This is a genomic window from Methylobacterium sp. PvP105, from assembly GCF_017876975.1.
GTDB lineage: Bacteria > Pseudomonadota > Alphaproteobacteria > Rhizobiales > Beijerinckiaceae > Methylobacterium > Methylobacterium radiotolerans.
Map to the genome: position 1 here is coordinate 3,611,969 of NZ_JAGIPA010000001.1, position 12,760 is coordinate 3,624,728.

Consider the following 12,760-nt stretch of genomic DNA (forward strand, 5'->3'; position numbering starts at 1 on the left):
CCGCGGCGCGGGCCCTGCATGCGTCCGCACCGGAGAGGACCGTCAGGAGACGCGCGTGACCGAAGTGACCGGGCCGTACTGGCCGACGGATGACTGGGCGGGACAGGACCCGGAAGCGGCGGGGCTCGATGCCGGGCGGCTCGCGGAGGCGGTCGGCTTCGCGGAGGCCCACGAGAGCGCGTGGCCGCGCGGCCTGTACTATCCCGACGGGCGCTACGTCGGGATCGTCGAGTGGAACGAGACCGGGCCCTGGAGCGCCATCGACGGGCCGGTGCGTCCGCGGGGCGGCCCGGCGGGCGTGATCCTGAAGCGCGGCCGGCGCGTCGCCACCTGGGGCGACACGGCCCGCCCGGACATGACCTTCTCGATCGCCAAGAGCTATCTCGCGGTCCTGGCCGGCCTCGCCCACGACGACGGCCTGATCCCCGACGTCGACGCGCCGGTGCGGGACAGCGTCCCCGACCCGCTGCTCGACGGCCCGCACAACGGCGCGATCACGTGGCGCCACCTCCTGCAGCAATCGAGCGAGTGGCAGGGCACGCTGTTCGGCAAGTCCGATCAGGTCGACCATTTCCGGCAGATCGGCCCCGGCGCCGACAACAGCCGCAAGGGCGAGGCCCGCGCGCTGCGGCGCCCGGGCACCTACTACGAGTACAACGACGTCCGGGTGAACCTGCTGTCGTACTGCCTGATGCGCCGCTTCGGCCGGGCCCTCCCGGAGGTGCTCCGCGAGCGGATCATGGACCCGATCGGCGCCTCCCGCGACTGGGCGTGGCACGGCTACGGGACGGCCTGGGTCGCGGTCGCCGGCGCGCGGGTCCAGTCGGTCCCCGGCGGCGGCCACTGGGGCGGCGGCCTGTTCATCGGGGCCGACGACCACGCCCGCTTCGGCCTCCTCATCGCCCGCGGAGGCGCCTGGAACGGGCGGCAGCTCCTCTCGGAGCGCTGGATCCGCGCCATGCTGACGCCGTCCCCGACCCTCGACAGCTACGGCTACCTCTGGTGGCTGAACCGCGGCGCGGCCGCCAAGCCGCACCTGCCGGCCTCGGCCTTCAGCGCCCTCGGGGCGGGCAACAACGTGATCTGGTGCGATCCCGAGCACGACCTCGTCGCGGTCCTGCGCTGGATCGACAAGACGGCCGTCGACGGCTTCCTGCTGCGCCTCGTCGCGGCCCTGCGCCCGTAGGCGGGCCGGCGGCGCTAGCGGCCCCGGACGTGATCGACGAAGCTCCTGAGCACCGGCCGCATCTGGCGGCCGGCCGCGATATCCCGGCCGCCGCCTGCGCCTCGAACGGACAGGCGCGTCCGGCGCCGCGGCGTCCGCCCGGAGACGGCGACCGCTACGGCGCGGCCGGGCCGGCGATGGTCGGTCTCTGCGCCGTCAGAGCGCCGCGATGGTCTCGGCCATCGCGCGCGCCCGCGGCACGAGGCTTCCCACCTCCAGGTACTCCTCGGGCGAGTGGGCCTTGCCGCCGACCGGGCCCACGGCGCAGAGCGTGGGGCAGCCGACGCTGGCGGTGAAGCCCGAATCGGCGCAGCCGCCGGCGAACTCGCCGGTGACGGGATGGCCGCCGTCCGCGCTCACCCGGGCGTAGGTCTCGAACAGCGCCCGCGAGGCCTCGTCCTGCACGAGCGGCAGGAACTCGCCCTTGATGGTGAGATGCGCGGTGGTGTCGGGCACCGTCGATCCCGCCACGATCTCCGCGATCCGGCTCATGGCGGCCTCGCGGTCGGGCGGGGTCACGTAGCGCAGGTCGATCTCGCAGGTGACCCGCGGCGCCACGGTGTTCACCGACTGGCCGCCGGAGATCAGGCCGACATTCACCGTGGTGCCGCGGTCGAGGTCGGTGAGCGCGTGGAGCGCGACGGTCTTGTGGGCGAGCTCCAGGATGGCGCTGCGCCCGTCGGCGTAGTTGCCGCCGGAATGGGCAGCCCTGCCGAGCACCTCGAGGTGCATGAACACCCCGCCCTTGCGGCCGGTGACGACGTTGCCGGTCGGCCGCCCCGGCTCGGAATTCAGCACCGCGCGGGCGCCCCGGGCGGTCTCCTCGATGATCGGGCGGCAGGCCGGCGAGCCGATCTCCTCGTCGCTGGTGAACAGGCCGACGAGGGGCACCGGCGCGCCGCCGGCCCGGTGGTAGGCCGCCAGCACGAAGGCGTTCATCACGAGGCCCGCCTTCATGTCGGCGACGCCCGGCCCGTAGGCGCGGCCGTCGGCGACCCGGAACGGCCGCCGCGTCGGCTCCCCCTTCGGGAAGACGGTGTCGCGGTGGCCCATGAGCACGACCGGCCGGTTGCCGCCGCCGGACCCGGCCACGCTCGCCTTCAGCGCGTCGCCGTAGCCGTCGACCGGGATCGTCGTGACCGGGATGCCGTGGCCGGCGAGGAACTCGGCGATGCGGATGCCGACCGCGTCGACGCCCGGCTTGTCGTAGGAGCCGGAATCGATGTTCACCAGCGCCTCGAGGAGCGCCAGCATCGCGCCCTCCTGCCCGTCGAGCCAGCGGAGAACGTCGGTGTCAGGTGTGGTCATCGGGGTCCTCATACCGGGCTGCCGGGACCGTGCGGTCCGGACGTCCGTGCGAGCGGAGTGAAGCGATCCGGTCGGCGCCAGACTGCGAGAGCTGCGCCGCCCTGGGTTGCTCCGCTCGCAAGGACGGCGCCGCGCCCGCACGATCCGCCGATCTGGTCGGCCGCGCCTACTCGACCGTGACCGATTTGGCGAGGTTGCGCGGCTGGTCGACGTCTTTCCCCATGAACACCGCCGTGTGGTAGGCGAGCAGCTGGATCGGCACCGCGTACACGATCGGCGCCACCGTCGGATCGAGCGCCGGCATGGTGAAGGTCGCGAGCGTGTCCAGCCCGTGCTCGGCCGCGCCCTTGGCGTCGCCGATCAGCACGATGCGCCCGCCGCGGGCGGCCACCTCCTGCATGTTCGAGACGGTCTTCTCGAACACCGCGTCGTGCGGCGCGATGACGATCACCGGCACGCTCTCGTCGATCAGGGCGATCGGCCCGTGCTTCAGCTCGCCCGCCGCGTAGCCCTCGGCGTGGATGTAGCTGATCTCCTTGAGCTTCAGCGCGCCTTCCAGCGCCATCGGGTAGCTGGTGCCGCGGCCGAGATAGAGCACGTCCCGCGCCTTCGCGACCTCCCGCGCCAGACCCTCGATCGCCGCCTCGTGGGTCAGCGCCTCCGCCATCAGGCCCGGCGCCTTGATCAGGCCGTCGACCAGGCGCCGCTCGCCCGCCGCGTCGAGCGTGCCGCGGGCGCGCCCCGCCGCGATGGCGAGGCAGAGCAGCACGGTGAGCTGGCACGAGAACGCCTTGGTGGAGGCGACGCCGATCTCCGGCCCGGCCAGCGTCGGCATCACCACGGAGGATTCCCGCGCGATGGTCGAGGTCGGCACGTTGACGACGCTCAGCGTGTGCTGGCCCTGGGTCTTCGCGTAGCGCAGGGAGGCCAGCGTGTCGGCGGTCTCGCCCGATTGCGAGATCACCAGCGTCAGCCCGTCCTTCTCCAGCGGCGCCTCGCGGTAGCGGGCCTCGGAGGCGACGTCGATCTCCACCGGCAGGCGCGCCACCTGCTCGAACCAGTAGCGGGCCACGAGGCCCGCATAGTAGGCCGTGCCGCAGGCGGTGATGTAGACGCGGCTGAGCTTGGCGAAGTCGAAGGGCAGCGCCTCGGGCAGCATGACCCGCCCGTTCGCCATGTCGACGTAGTGGGCGAGCGTGCGGCCCACCACCTCGGGCTGCTCGTGGATCTCCTTGGCCATGAAGTGGCGGTACTCGCCCTTGTCGATCCGGTAGGCCTGCGTGGCGATCTTCTGCCGGGCGCGCTCGACCGTGGCGCCCGACGCGTCGCGGATCTCCGCGCCGCCCCGGGACAGGATCGCCCAGTCGCCCTCGTCGAGATACGTGATCGCGTCGGTGAACGGGGCGAGCGCCAGGGCGTCGGAGCCCAGGTAGGTCTCGCCCTCGCCGAAGCCGATCGCCAGCGGCGCCCCGTGGCGGGCCCCGATCAGCAGGTTCTCCTCGCCGGAGAAGAGGAAGCCCAGCGCGAAGGCGCCGCGCAGCCGCGGCAGGGCGGCGGCGACCGCCTCGACCGGCCCCATCTGCCGGTCCATGTTGCGGCTGACGAGCTGGGCGACGACCTCGGTGTCGGTCTCGGTCTCGAAGACGACGCCGTCGGCCTCCAGCTCCTGCTTGAGCTCGCGGAAATTCTCGATGATGCCGTTGTGCACGACCGCCAGGCGCGCTGTGGCGTGCGGGTGGGCGTTGGTCTCGTTGGGCCGGCCGTGGGTCGCCCAGCGGGTATGGCCGATGCCGATCGTGCCGGTGAGCGGCTCCTGGGCGAGCTTGGCCTCCAGGTTGACCAGCTTGCCCGAGGCCCGGCGCCGCGCCAGCCGGCCGTGCTCCAGGGTGGCGATGCCGGCGGAATCGTAGCCGCGGTACTCGAGCCGCCGCAGGGCCTCGATCACCTGCCCCGCCACCGCGTCGCGCCCGACGATGCCGACGATGCCGCACATAGGAGTGTCTCTCGCTGTCGCGCCCGGATGGCTACGCGCAGCGCTGCGCAAGGTCCGGGCCGCCCCGCGCCGTGCGGGGCCGAGCGGGACTTCTACCGGATCGGGACGGCGCAGGGCCAGCCCCGGTCACGCGGCCCTTCGCGCTCACGCCTTCCCGCGCCGCGCCTTCTCGGCCTGCAGCGCCGCCCGCTTCTCCCTGGCCCAGCCCGGCTTCACCGCCTGCCGGCCCCGGGCCACCGCCATCGCGTCCGCCGGCACGTCGTCGGTGATCACAGAGCCCGAGGCGACGTAGGCGCCCTCCCCCACCGAGACGGGGGCGACCAGGGCCGAGTTCGAGCCGATGAACGCGCCCGCGCCGATCGTCGTCCGGTGCTTGAGCACGCCGTCGTAATTGCAGGTGATCGTGCCGGCGCCAATATTGGCCTTGGCGCCGATCTCCGCGTCGCCGAGATAGGTGAGGTGCGCGGCCTTGGCGCCGGCCCCCATCCGGGCGTTCTTCAGCTCGACGAAATTGCCGAGCTCCGCGCCGGCCTCCAGCACGGCGTGGCCGCGCAGCCGCACGAACGGCCCGACCTTCACGCCCGCCTCCAGGCTGCTCTCGGTGAGATGCGCGAAGGCGCGCACGGTGCAGCCCTCCGCGACCCGCACGCCGGGGCCGAACACCACGTGGGGCTCCACGATCACGTCGCGCCCCAGCACCGTGTCGTGGCTGAGGAACACCGTCTCGGGCGCGATCAGCGTCGCGCCGCCCAGCATGGCGCTGCGGCGCAGCTGCGCCTGGATCGCGGCCTCCGCCACGCTGAGCTGCACCCGGTCGTTGACGCCTTGCGCCTCGGCCTCGTCCACCGGCACGACCGTGACGGGAAGCCCGTCGGCGACCGCCAGCGCCACCGCGTCGGGCAGGTAGTACTCGCCGGCGGCGTTGTCGTTGCCGATGCGGGCGAGCAGCGCCAGGGCGTGCCGTCCGGCGAGCGCCATCAGCCCGGCATTGCACAGGGTCACGGCCCGCTCGGCCGCGCTCGCGTCCTTCTCCTCGCGGATGGCGAGCACGCGGTCGCCCTCGGTCAGCACCCGTCCGTAGCCGGCGGGCGTCGCCGTCTCGAAGGCCAGCACGGCCACCGCGGCGCCGTCGGCCAGGGGCGCGCGGAGGCGCAGGAAGGTGTCGGCCGAGACGAGCGGCGTGTCGCCGAAGGCGATCACCACGTCGTCGTCCGGGTCGGCCAGGATCTCCCGGGCGGCCAGGACCGCGTGGGCGGTGCCGAGGCGCTCGGCCTGCGGGAAGACCCGGGCGCCGGGGGCCGCCCGGGCGATCTCGGCGGCGACGTCGTCGCGGCCGGGCTCGGCCACCACGGCGATCCGGCCCGCGCCCGCCGCCTGCACGGCGGCCAGGACGTGGCCGAGCATGCTGCGGCCGGCGATCCGGTGCAGCACCTTCGGCAGGTCGGAGCGCATCCGCGTGCCCTTCCCGGCCGCGAGCACGATGGCGGTGAGGCTGCGCGAGGGCGTTCCGGTCGGGGTCATCGCAGGTCCAGGCGTCGATCGAAGGCCACGACGGATGGGCCGGACGGGCGCCCGGCGCAACCCCGTCCGGAGCGATCAGCGCAGCGCCAGGGCGACGTGCTGGCTGGAGCCGTGGGCGAAACGCTCCCGGCGGCGCTCGATCGAGCTCGGGATCCGCAGGGACTCGCGGTACTTCGCCACCGTGCGCCGGGCGATGTCGACGCCCTCCCCGCGCAGCTTCTGCACCAGCGCGTCGTCGGACAGCACGTCGTCCGGCGTCTCGCCGTCGACGAGCTGCTTGATGCGGTGGCGCACCGCCTCCGAGGAGTGGGCGGCGGCGCCGGCCGCCCCGGGGATCGCCGCGGTGAAGAAGTACTTCATCTCCAGGGTCCCGCGGCTCGTGCCGATGGCCTTGTTGGAGGTGACCCGCGAGACGGTCGATTCGTGCATGCCGATCGCCTCGGCCACGGTCTTGAGGTTCAGCGGCCGCAGGTGGGTGACGCCGTGGACGAAGAAACCGTCCTGCTGGCGGACGATCTCGGTGGCGACCTTCAGGATGGTGCGGGCACGCTGCTCCAGCGAGCGGGTCAGCCAGTTGGCGTTCTGCAGCGCCTCCGACAGAAACGCCTTGTCGCCCTCCGCGGCGGCGTTGCGCGAGACGCGGGCGTAGTAGCTCTGGTTCACCAGGACCCGGGGCAGCGCCTCGCTGTTCAGCTCGACCAGCCAGGAGCCGTCCGGCGCGGCGCGCACGAACACGTCCGGAACCAGGACCTCGACGGCGCTCGACCCGAAGGCCCGGCCCGGCTTCGGGTCCAGGCGCCGGATCTCGCCCAGCATGTCGACGAGGTCCTCGTCGTCGACGCCGCAGAGGCGGCGCAGCGCGGCGAAGTCCCGCTTGGCCACGAGGTCCAGCCGCGAGACCAGCGCCTGCATCGCCGGGTCGAACCGGTCGCGCTCGCGCAGCTGGATCGCGAGGCACTCGGCGAGGTCGCGGGCCGCGATCCCGGGCGGGTCGAAGGTCTGGACCAGCGCCAGCATCCGGCCGACGAGGGCCGGGTCGGCGCCGAGGCGCTCGGCCACGCCCTCCACCGTCTCGCGCAGGTAGCCGGCCTCGTCGACGGCGTCGATCAGGAACCCGCCGATCAGCCGCTCGGCCGGATCCCGGGTCGCGAGGTCGAGCTGGCCCGCGAGGTGCTCGCGCAGCGAGGTCTCGGCCGTCAGGGTCGCCTCGAAGTCGGGGGCCTCGGCGTCGAAGCTGCCGCCGGTGCTGCCGTAGGGCGGCGGCGTCAGCGAGAGCATGTCGCCCCCGCCCGCCTCGCGCGCCTGGACGGGGCTCTCGTCGGGGAAGACGTTGTCGAGGCGCGTGTCGAAGTCGCTCTCGATCTCGCCGCGGCTCGGGTTGAGGTCGACCGAGAGCCACGATTCGGGCTCAGCCGCCTCGAACCCGTCCGACCCCGCCTCGTCGGCGTGGCCGCCCGATTCGGCGGCATCGCCCGCGGCCGGCAGGTCCGGCTCGGCGCGCTCCAGCAGCGGGTTGCGCTCCAGCTCGGCCTCGACGTAGGCCGAGAGATCGAGGTGCGACAATTGCAGAAGCTTGATCGCCTGCAGGAGCTGCGGCGTCATCACCAGGGCCTGGCCCTGACGCACTTCCAGCCGTTGCACCAAACTCATGCGAGGCCCCGATGCCCTTCCGGCGCGGTTCGCCAGCCGGAGCCACGCTGCTCACGGCATGGTTCTTGCTTGTTCCGTTGCGCTTTCTCTAGCCCGATCCGGCCCGCGCGTCAAAGCGCGACCGCGCACGCGGATGTTGGCAAGTGCACAGCGCTGCCGCGCCCGTGGCGCGTCGGCCACATCCCGGTCTTCCACCCCGCAGTCTGAAGGCAGATCTTAAAGGAAGGTTTGCGCATTCGTCCGCGCGCGTTTGCCAAGACATCCGAAAATCGCCGGCATTGGTTTGTCTGGTTGCAGACGCTTCGTCCGCTAGATGCAATATCCGCTCGCTATTGCGTGTTGATCCGAGCATGGCTCGGGGGTGCGCCCCGGTTCCCGCACCCGAGCCGGAGCGCGGATGTCGATCTCTGCGTACGCGTCTGCCGAATGCCGCATCAGAACCGCCTTCTGGCTGCCCTATCCGAGGCGGATGGCGCGCTGCTCCGGCCTCATCTCGAGGCGATCGACCTTCCTCTCGGCAAGGTGCTCGTCGAGCCGGCCGCCACGATACCGCACGCGGTCTTCATCGACACCGGCCTGTGCTCCGTGGTGTCGACCATGGCCGAGGGCGGCCGCATCGAGATCGGACTGTTCGGACGCGACGGCATGGCTGCGCCGGCGCTGCTGCTCGGAACCGACACGATCCCGTACCAGATCTTCATGCAGGTTGCCGGTCGCGGGCGCCGGATCTCCGTGTCGGCCCTGCGCGAAGCCCTGCGATCCAGCCCGTCGCTGCGCAACCTGCTGCTGCGCTACGTCCAGACCTTCCTGATCCAGGTTGCCCAGACCGCGATCGCCAACGCGGGCGCGCCCGCCGAGGAACGGCTCGCGCGGTGGCTCCTCATGTACCACGACCGGCAGGACGGCGACGATCTGTCGGTGACGCACGAGTTCCTGTCGATCATGCTCGGCGTACGCCGGCCGACGGTCACGGTCGCGATCCACACCCTCGAGGGCGCCGGCCTGATCCGGGCCCGGCGCGGCCGGATCCGGGTCCTGAGCCGCATGCGCCTGGAGGAGGCTGCCGGCCAGACCTACGGCCCGGCCGAGGCCGAGTACGAGCGCCTGATCGGCCCGCTGCGGCGCCCTCAGAGCACGCTGGCCTAGGGCGCTTCGGCCACCACGGCGCCGGCCGCGCGGCGTGCCGTCGACGTGCGGCCGGCGCATCGCGCTCAGGACGTCGTGGGCGAGGCGCTCGGCCGCGGCCCGGTCGGGCAGCTCGTCGCCCTCCCGATCGGCGATCGGCGTGCCCCGCCGTCGGGATCGGAGCGCCATTCCCCTGTCGGAGCGGAGTCGGGGCCTGAGCAGGGTGTCGGACCGGCGCGGACCACGCCGGGCGGGGGGCCGGCCGCCGCGCACCCGCCGGGAGGAGCAGCGTGCGCGCGGGCGGCCGCGGCATCGTGCGCGCCGACGCCTGCGGGTCGGACCATGCCGGCCCGATCGGACGTTCGCGCAGAGGATCCGGCGCTCCGAACGGCGTCCGCCGCACCGGGGCCTATGTCCACACTCATACATTTTTTTCGAGGGCGGCCGGATCGCGGCCCGGAGAGCCGCGTTTCCTGCCCGGTCGCCGCGACGCGAGGGTCGGGCGTCCGGTCGCGCGAGGCCATGCCGGTGCCCACACACAGGTTAACGACATCGCTCAGGTCGCGGCGCACGCTCGTCATCTGGCCGTGAGGTTCTGCGCCGTGCGCTACTTCACCGATTTCACCGACGACCGCGGGCTGTCCCGCGACGAGGAGGGGCTGCCCTTCGCCGATTGCCACGCGGCGTGCCTGTCGGCGACCGAGGCCCTGGTCGAGGCCGCGCAGGACCGGCTCCGCGTCCGGGCGGACCGGCCGGCTCCCGGCGATGCCGGCTTGGTGCTGGAGACGCGGGTCCGGGACGCGACCGGCAGCACGGTCTTCCGCGCCCGCCTCACCCTCGACCTGGACTGGCAGGCCGCCGACGGCTGAGCGCGGGCCCTACCAGCCGCAGTTCGGGATCGGCGGCTGCGCCTTGGCCATCGCCGACTTCTCGATCTGCACCATCGCGCCCCAGGCGTATTTCTGGGCGTGGGGCGTGACGTTGGCGAAGAGGCAGCCGAGCTGGAAGTGGGTCGCGCCCATCTCGCCCGCGAAGCCCATGCAGTCCAGGAAGGTCCAGGTCTTGGGTACCGGGGTCATGGACCGCCAGCGCGGCATCGCGACCGGCGAGCAGACCTTGATCGCACCGGTGCCGTCATCGGCGTTCAGCGCGTCGCCCGGGCTCTGCGCCGCGCCGGGCTGCACGGAGAGGCCGAGCAGGAGGGTCGCCGCGAGGGGGGCTCGGCAGGAGATCAAGGCGTGTCGGCTCATCGGTTCAGCGCATCGTCCACCACAGGGCCGCGAGGATCGCGAAGCCGACGACGTTGTAGAGGATCGCCCAGATCCACACACCCAGGACGGCGCGGCTCGGCTGCCGTGGCCGCGACCGACCGAGCCGCAGGCGGTTCCGGTCCTCCGGGGTCGGCCAGATCGCCGCCCGGGGAGCCTTGAGGAGCCGCGTCAGCGCCTCCGGGAGGTGCGGGCCGGGCGGTGTCTCGCCGGTCATGGCGGTCTCCGATGCGACGATGGGCCGTTCCGAGGCGGGCGGGAGCCGGACCTGTTCGGGCGACCGGCGGCCGGGCGCCGCCGCCCGCCGCTCACAGCACCGTGCCGGGTGCCTGCGGGTAGTACTGGTAGGCCCAGGTCTCGGAGAGCAGCCGGTCGCCCGATCTCAGCTGCAGACGCATCTCCACCGGATCCGGTCCCTCGGCGTAGACCTTGAGGAAGACCCGCCAGGGGCTCGGCTTGCCGTAGGGCGCCCAGGTGGCGCCGACCTCCTCGACGCTGCCGCGCGACAGGGTGAGCGCGACCGTCGCCTTCTCGGGATCGAGGCCCGACAGGGCCGCGCCCTCGAATTCCAGGACGAATTGCCGCACGAGGTTGGCGCGACCCGGCCGCCGGTCCGCATCCGCGAGCCACGCGGCCTTGGTGGCCCGGGTCGCGACGCACCGGGCGAGATCGGTGGCGACCGGCTCCGCGACGGTCCAGCGCAGCCGGTAGGCGAAGCTGCGGTCGGACCCGGCCTTCGGCGCGTCGTCCGGCACCCAGAGGGCGACGATGTTGTCGTCGGTCTCCTGGTGGGTCGGGATCTCGACGAGCTGGACGCTGCCGCGGCCCCAGTCGCCCTGCGGCTCGACCCAGATGTCGGGCCGGTTCTCCTCGAAGCCGTCGTCGATGTAGGTCTCGTACGCGCGGTCGCGCTGGAGCAGGCCGAACCCCTTCGGCGACCGGTCCGCGAAGGCGCTGACGCTGAGGCGGGGCGGGTTGTTGAGCGGCCGCCAGATCAGCTCGCCGGACCCGGTCTGCATCAGCAGGCCGTCGGAATCGTGCACCTCGGGACGCCAGTCGCTCGCGAGGAAGCGGCTCATGCCCTCCGAGTACCAGAGCATCGAGGTCAGGGGCGCCATGCCGAACCGCTCCACCGCCTCACGCATGTAGACCGTGCAGGCGACGTCGATGACGACGTGCGGCTCCTTCCGGGCGACGAACCGGTAGGCGCCGGTCAGGCTCTGGCCCTCGAGGAGCGCCAGCACGGTCACGGCGCCGTCCGAGGCCGGGCTGACGTAGAAGCGGGTGAAGACCGGGAACTCCTCGGTCTTCCCGGGCCCGGGCGCCGTGTCGATCGCGATGCCCCGGGCCGAGGCGCCGTACTGGGCACCGTCCCCGGCGGCGCGGAAGTAGGACGCGCCCAGGAAGGCCAGCCAGTCGCCGTCGTCGCCCGGCTGGCCCGCGGGCGCCTTCTGGAACCGGAATCCCGCGAAGCCCGCCCCGTCCGGGACGTCCTTGGCCGGATTGCCGGGCGGGTAGGTGAAGAGGTCGTGGGCGTACAGCACCTCGCGGGCCTGCCCGCCCTCCAGGGCGTAGACCTTCACGGGGTGACGGAAGAAGTTGCCGAGGTGGAAGAAGGTCACCGGGTAGGGGCTGTCGGCGAACAGGGCGTGGCCCGGCGGGTAGCGGATCTCCTGGAGCGGCCCGTAGGTCAGGGCGTCGAGGGCCGCCGAGGCGGGGGCCTCCGGCGGCGGCGCGTAGGGGCGGTCCCGCAGCGTCCGGGCGAGGTCCTTCAGCCGGTCGAGATCCATGGGCTCCGGCGGCGCCAGGCGCGGCCTGCCGGCGGCCCGGGCGAGGCCGGGATACGGCGCGAGGGCGAGGAGCCCGATGGCGGTCAGGACGCGGCGCGTGATCAAGCTGGAACCCCCCGATGCGGCCGGGCCTCGCGACCCGCGCCGCCCTCTAGCCACGCCGGCGCGGCGGCGCAATTTCCCGGCCCGCGGCTCAGCTCCGCGGACCGCAGCTGCCGGTGCTGCCGTCGGTCGTCCAGAGGTTGGCACCGCCTCCCGGCGGGCACTGCCCCGGCAGCGCCAGGGTGATCAGCTTCGCGAAGGTGCTGGCCTCGTCCTCGCCGTAGCCGATCTCCCCGACCATGCGCCCGGTCCTGTCGAACAGCGCCACAGTGGCGGAATGCTCCATCGTGTAGTCGCCGTCCTTGGTCGGCACGCGCTTGTAGGCGACGTGGTAGGCGTCGGCCATGCGGGCGACCTGCTGCGGCGTGCCGACGAGGCCGCGGATCCGCGGATCGAACGAGGCCAGGTACTCCCGCAGGGCGTCGGGCGTGTCGCGCTCCGGGTCGAGGGTGACGAAGACGACGTTGAGGCGGTCCGCGTCGCGACCCATCCGGCCGAGGGCGGCCGACAGGGTCGCGAGCGTCGTCGGGCAGACATCCGGGCAGTGGGTGAAGCCGAAGAACAGGACGGACGGCTTGCCGCGGAGATCGGCCTCGGTCACCGGGCGGCCGTCGACATCCGCCATCGTGAACGGCCCGCCGACCTTCCGGGGATGGCTGAACCGCGAGCCCTGCTGGAGGACGATCGCCCCGGTGCCGGTGGCGACCACGGCGATGAGGGCGGCGGAGGCGATGAGGGCGAGAGGGCTCGGTGCCATGCTGTGACCTGCGACGGCGCG

Annotated in this window: 11 protein-coding genes; 3 read left to right on the forward strand and 8 right to left on the reverse strand. The window is 73.1% G+C overall.

What is annotated here, in order from left to right:
• Positions 1–55 precede the first annotated feature (55 nt).
• Positions 56–1,186, forward strand: a complete 1,131-nt coding sequence (locus tag J3A75_RS17610; protein ID WP_209650534.1) for a serine hydrolase domain-containing protein — start codon at positions 56–58, stop codon at positions 1,184–1,186.
• A 195-nt stretch (positions 1,187–1,381) separates the two neighbouring features.
• On the opposite strand, the gene J3A75_RS17615 is transcribed toward J3A75_RS17610, so the two are convergent.
• The 4 genes from J3A75_RS17615 to rpoN form a co-directional block, all read right to left on the reverse strand.
• Positions 1,382–2,533 (reverse strand): M20 family metallopeptidase, encoded by a 1,152-nt coding sequence (locus tag J3A75_RS17615; protein ID WP_012319385.1) that lies wholly within the window; start codon positions 2,531–2,533, stop codon positions 1,382–1,384.
• Positions 2,534–2,699: 166 nt separating this feature from the next.
• The gene (glmS, locus tag J3A75_RS17620) at positions 2,700–4,526 is read right to left on the reverse strand and encodes a glutamine--fructose-6-phosphate transaminase (isomerizing) (RefSeq protein WP_012319386.1); all 1,827 of its coding nucleotides are present in this window, start codon (positions 4,524–4,526) and stop codon (positions 2,700–2,702) included.
• Between the two features lie 144 nt (positions 4,527–4,670).
• Complete coding sequence (gene glmU / locus J3A75_RS17625) at positions 4,671–6,047, reverse strand: bifunctional UDP-N-acetylglucosamine diphosphorylase/glucosamine-1-phosphate N-acetyltransferase GlmU (RefSeq protein ID WP_029359658.1); 1,377 nt, start codon at positions 6,045–6,047, stop codon at positions 4,671–4,673.
• A 75-nt stretch (positions 6,048–6,122) separates the two neighbouring features.
• Positions 6,123–7,697, reverse strand: a complete 1,575-nt coding sequence (gene rpoN / locus J3A75_RS17630; RefSeq protein WP_043073757.1) for an RNA polymerase factor sigma-54 — start codon at positions 7,695–7,697, stop codon at positions 6,123–6,125.
• A 426-nt stretch (positions 7,698–8,123) separates the two neighbouring features.
• Between rpoN and J3A75_RS17635 the strand changes: the two genes are divergently transcribed.
• Together J3A75_RS17635 and J3A75_RS17640 are read left to right on the forward strand one after the other, a co-directional pair.
• Positions 8,124–8,843, forward strand: a complete 720-nt coding sequence (locus J3A75_RS17635) for a Crp/Fnr family transcriptional regulator (protein ID WP_012319389.1) — start codon at positions 8,124–8,126, stop codon at positions 8,841–8,843.
• 581 nt (positions 8,844–9,424) lie between these two features.
• Positions 9,425–9,691 carry a DUF6894 family protein gene (locus J3A75_RS17640; protein ID WP_012319390.1) on the forward strand — a complete coding sequence of 89 codons (267 nt, stop codon included), beginning with the start codon at positions 9,425–9,427 and terminating at the stop codon, positions 9,689–9,691.
• 9 nt (positions 9,692–9,700) lie between these two features.
• Here the strand turns inward: J3A75_RS17640 and J3A75_RS17645 are convergent, their stop codons facing one another.
• The 4 genes from J3A75_RS17645 to J3A75_RS17660 form a co-directional block, all read right to left on the reverse strand.
• Positions 9,701–10,072, reverse strand: coding sequence for a hypothetical protein (locus tag J3A75_RS17645; RefSeq protein WP_012319391.1), 372 nt, complete (start codon positions 10,070–10,072; stop codon positions 9,701–9,703).
• 4 nt (positions 10,073–10,076) lie between these two features.
• Positions 10,077–10,307: a hypothetical protein gene (locus J3A75_RS17650; RefSeq protein WP_012319392.1), complete on the reverse strand. Its 231-nt coding sequence runs from the start codon at positions 10,305–10,307 to the stop codon at positions 10,077–10,079.
• Between the two features lie 91 nt (positions 10,308–10,398).
• Positions 10,399–11,985, reverse strand: coding sequence for a glucan biosynthesis protein (locus tag J3A75_RS17655; RefSeq protein WP_209650535.1), 1,587 nt, complete (start codon positions 11,983–11,985; stop codon positions 10,399–10,401).
• Positions 11,986–12,073: 88 nt separating this feature from the next.
• The gene (locus J3A75_RS17660) at positions 12,074–12,739 is read right to left on the reverse strand and encodes an SCO family protein (RefSeq protein ID WP_029359657.1); all 666 of its coding nucleotides are present in this window, start codon (positions 12,737–12,739) and stop codon (positions 12,074–12,076) included.
• Positions 12,740–12,760: the final 21 nt, after the last annotated feature.

What these genes read in the sequence shown, in the direction of transcription:
- J3A75_RS17635 (WP_012319389.1), top strand. Translation starts at nt 8,124, where the DNA reads ATGCCGCATCAGAACCGCCTTCTGGCTGCCCTATCCGAGGCGGATGGC.
- J3A75_RS17645 (WP_012319391.1), bottom strand. Translation starts at nt 10,072, where the DNA reads ATGAGCCGACACGCCTTGATCTCCTGCCGAGCCCCCCTCGCGGCGACC.
- rpoN (WP_043073757.1), bottom strand. Translation starts at nt 7,697, where the DNA reads ATGAGTTTGGTGCAACGGCTGGAAGTGCGTCAGGGCCAGGCCCTGGTG.
- glmU (WP_029359658.1), bottom strand. Translation starts at nt 6,047, where the DNA reads ATGACCCCGACCGGAACGCCCTCGCGCAGCCTCACCGCCATCGTGCTC.
- J3A75_RS17650 (WP_012319392.1), bottom strand. Translation starts at nt 10,307, where the DNA reads ATGACCGGCGAGACACCGCCCGGCCCGCACCTCCCGGAGGCGCTGACG.
- J3A75_RS17660 (WP_029359657.1), bottom strand. Translation starts at nt 12,739, where the DNA reads ATGGCACCGAGCCCTCTCGCCCTCATCGCCTCCGCCGCCCTCATCGCC.
- glmS (WP_012319386.1), bottom strand. Translation starts at nt 4,526, where the DNA reads ATGTGCGGCATCGTCGGCATCGTCGGGCGCGACGCGGTGGCGGGGCAG.
- J3A75_RS17615 (WP_012319385.1), bottom strand. Translation starts at nt 2,533, where the DNA reads ATGACCACACCTGACACCGACGTTCTCCGCTGGCTCGACGGGCAGGAG.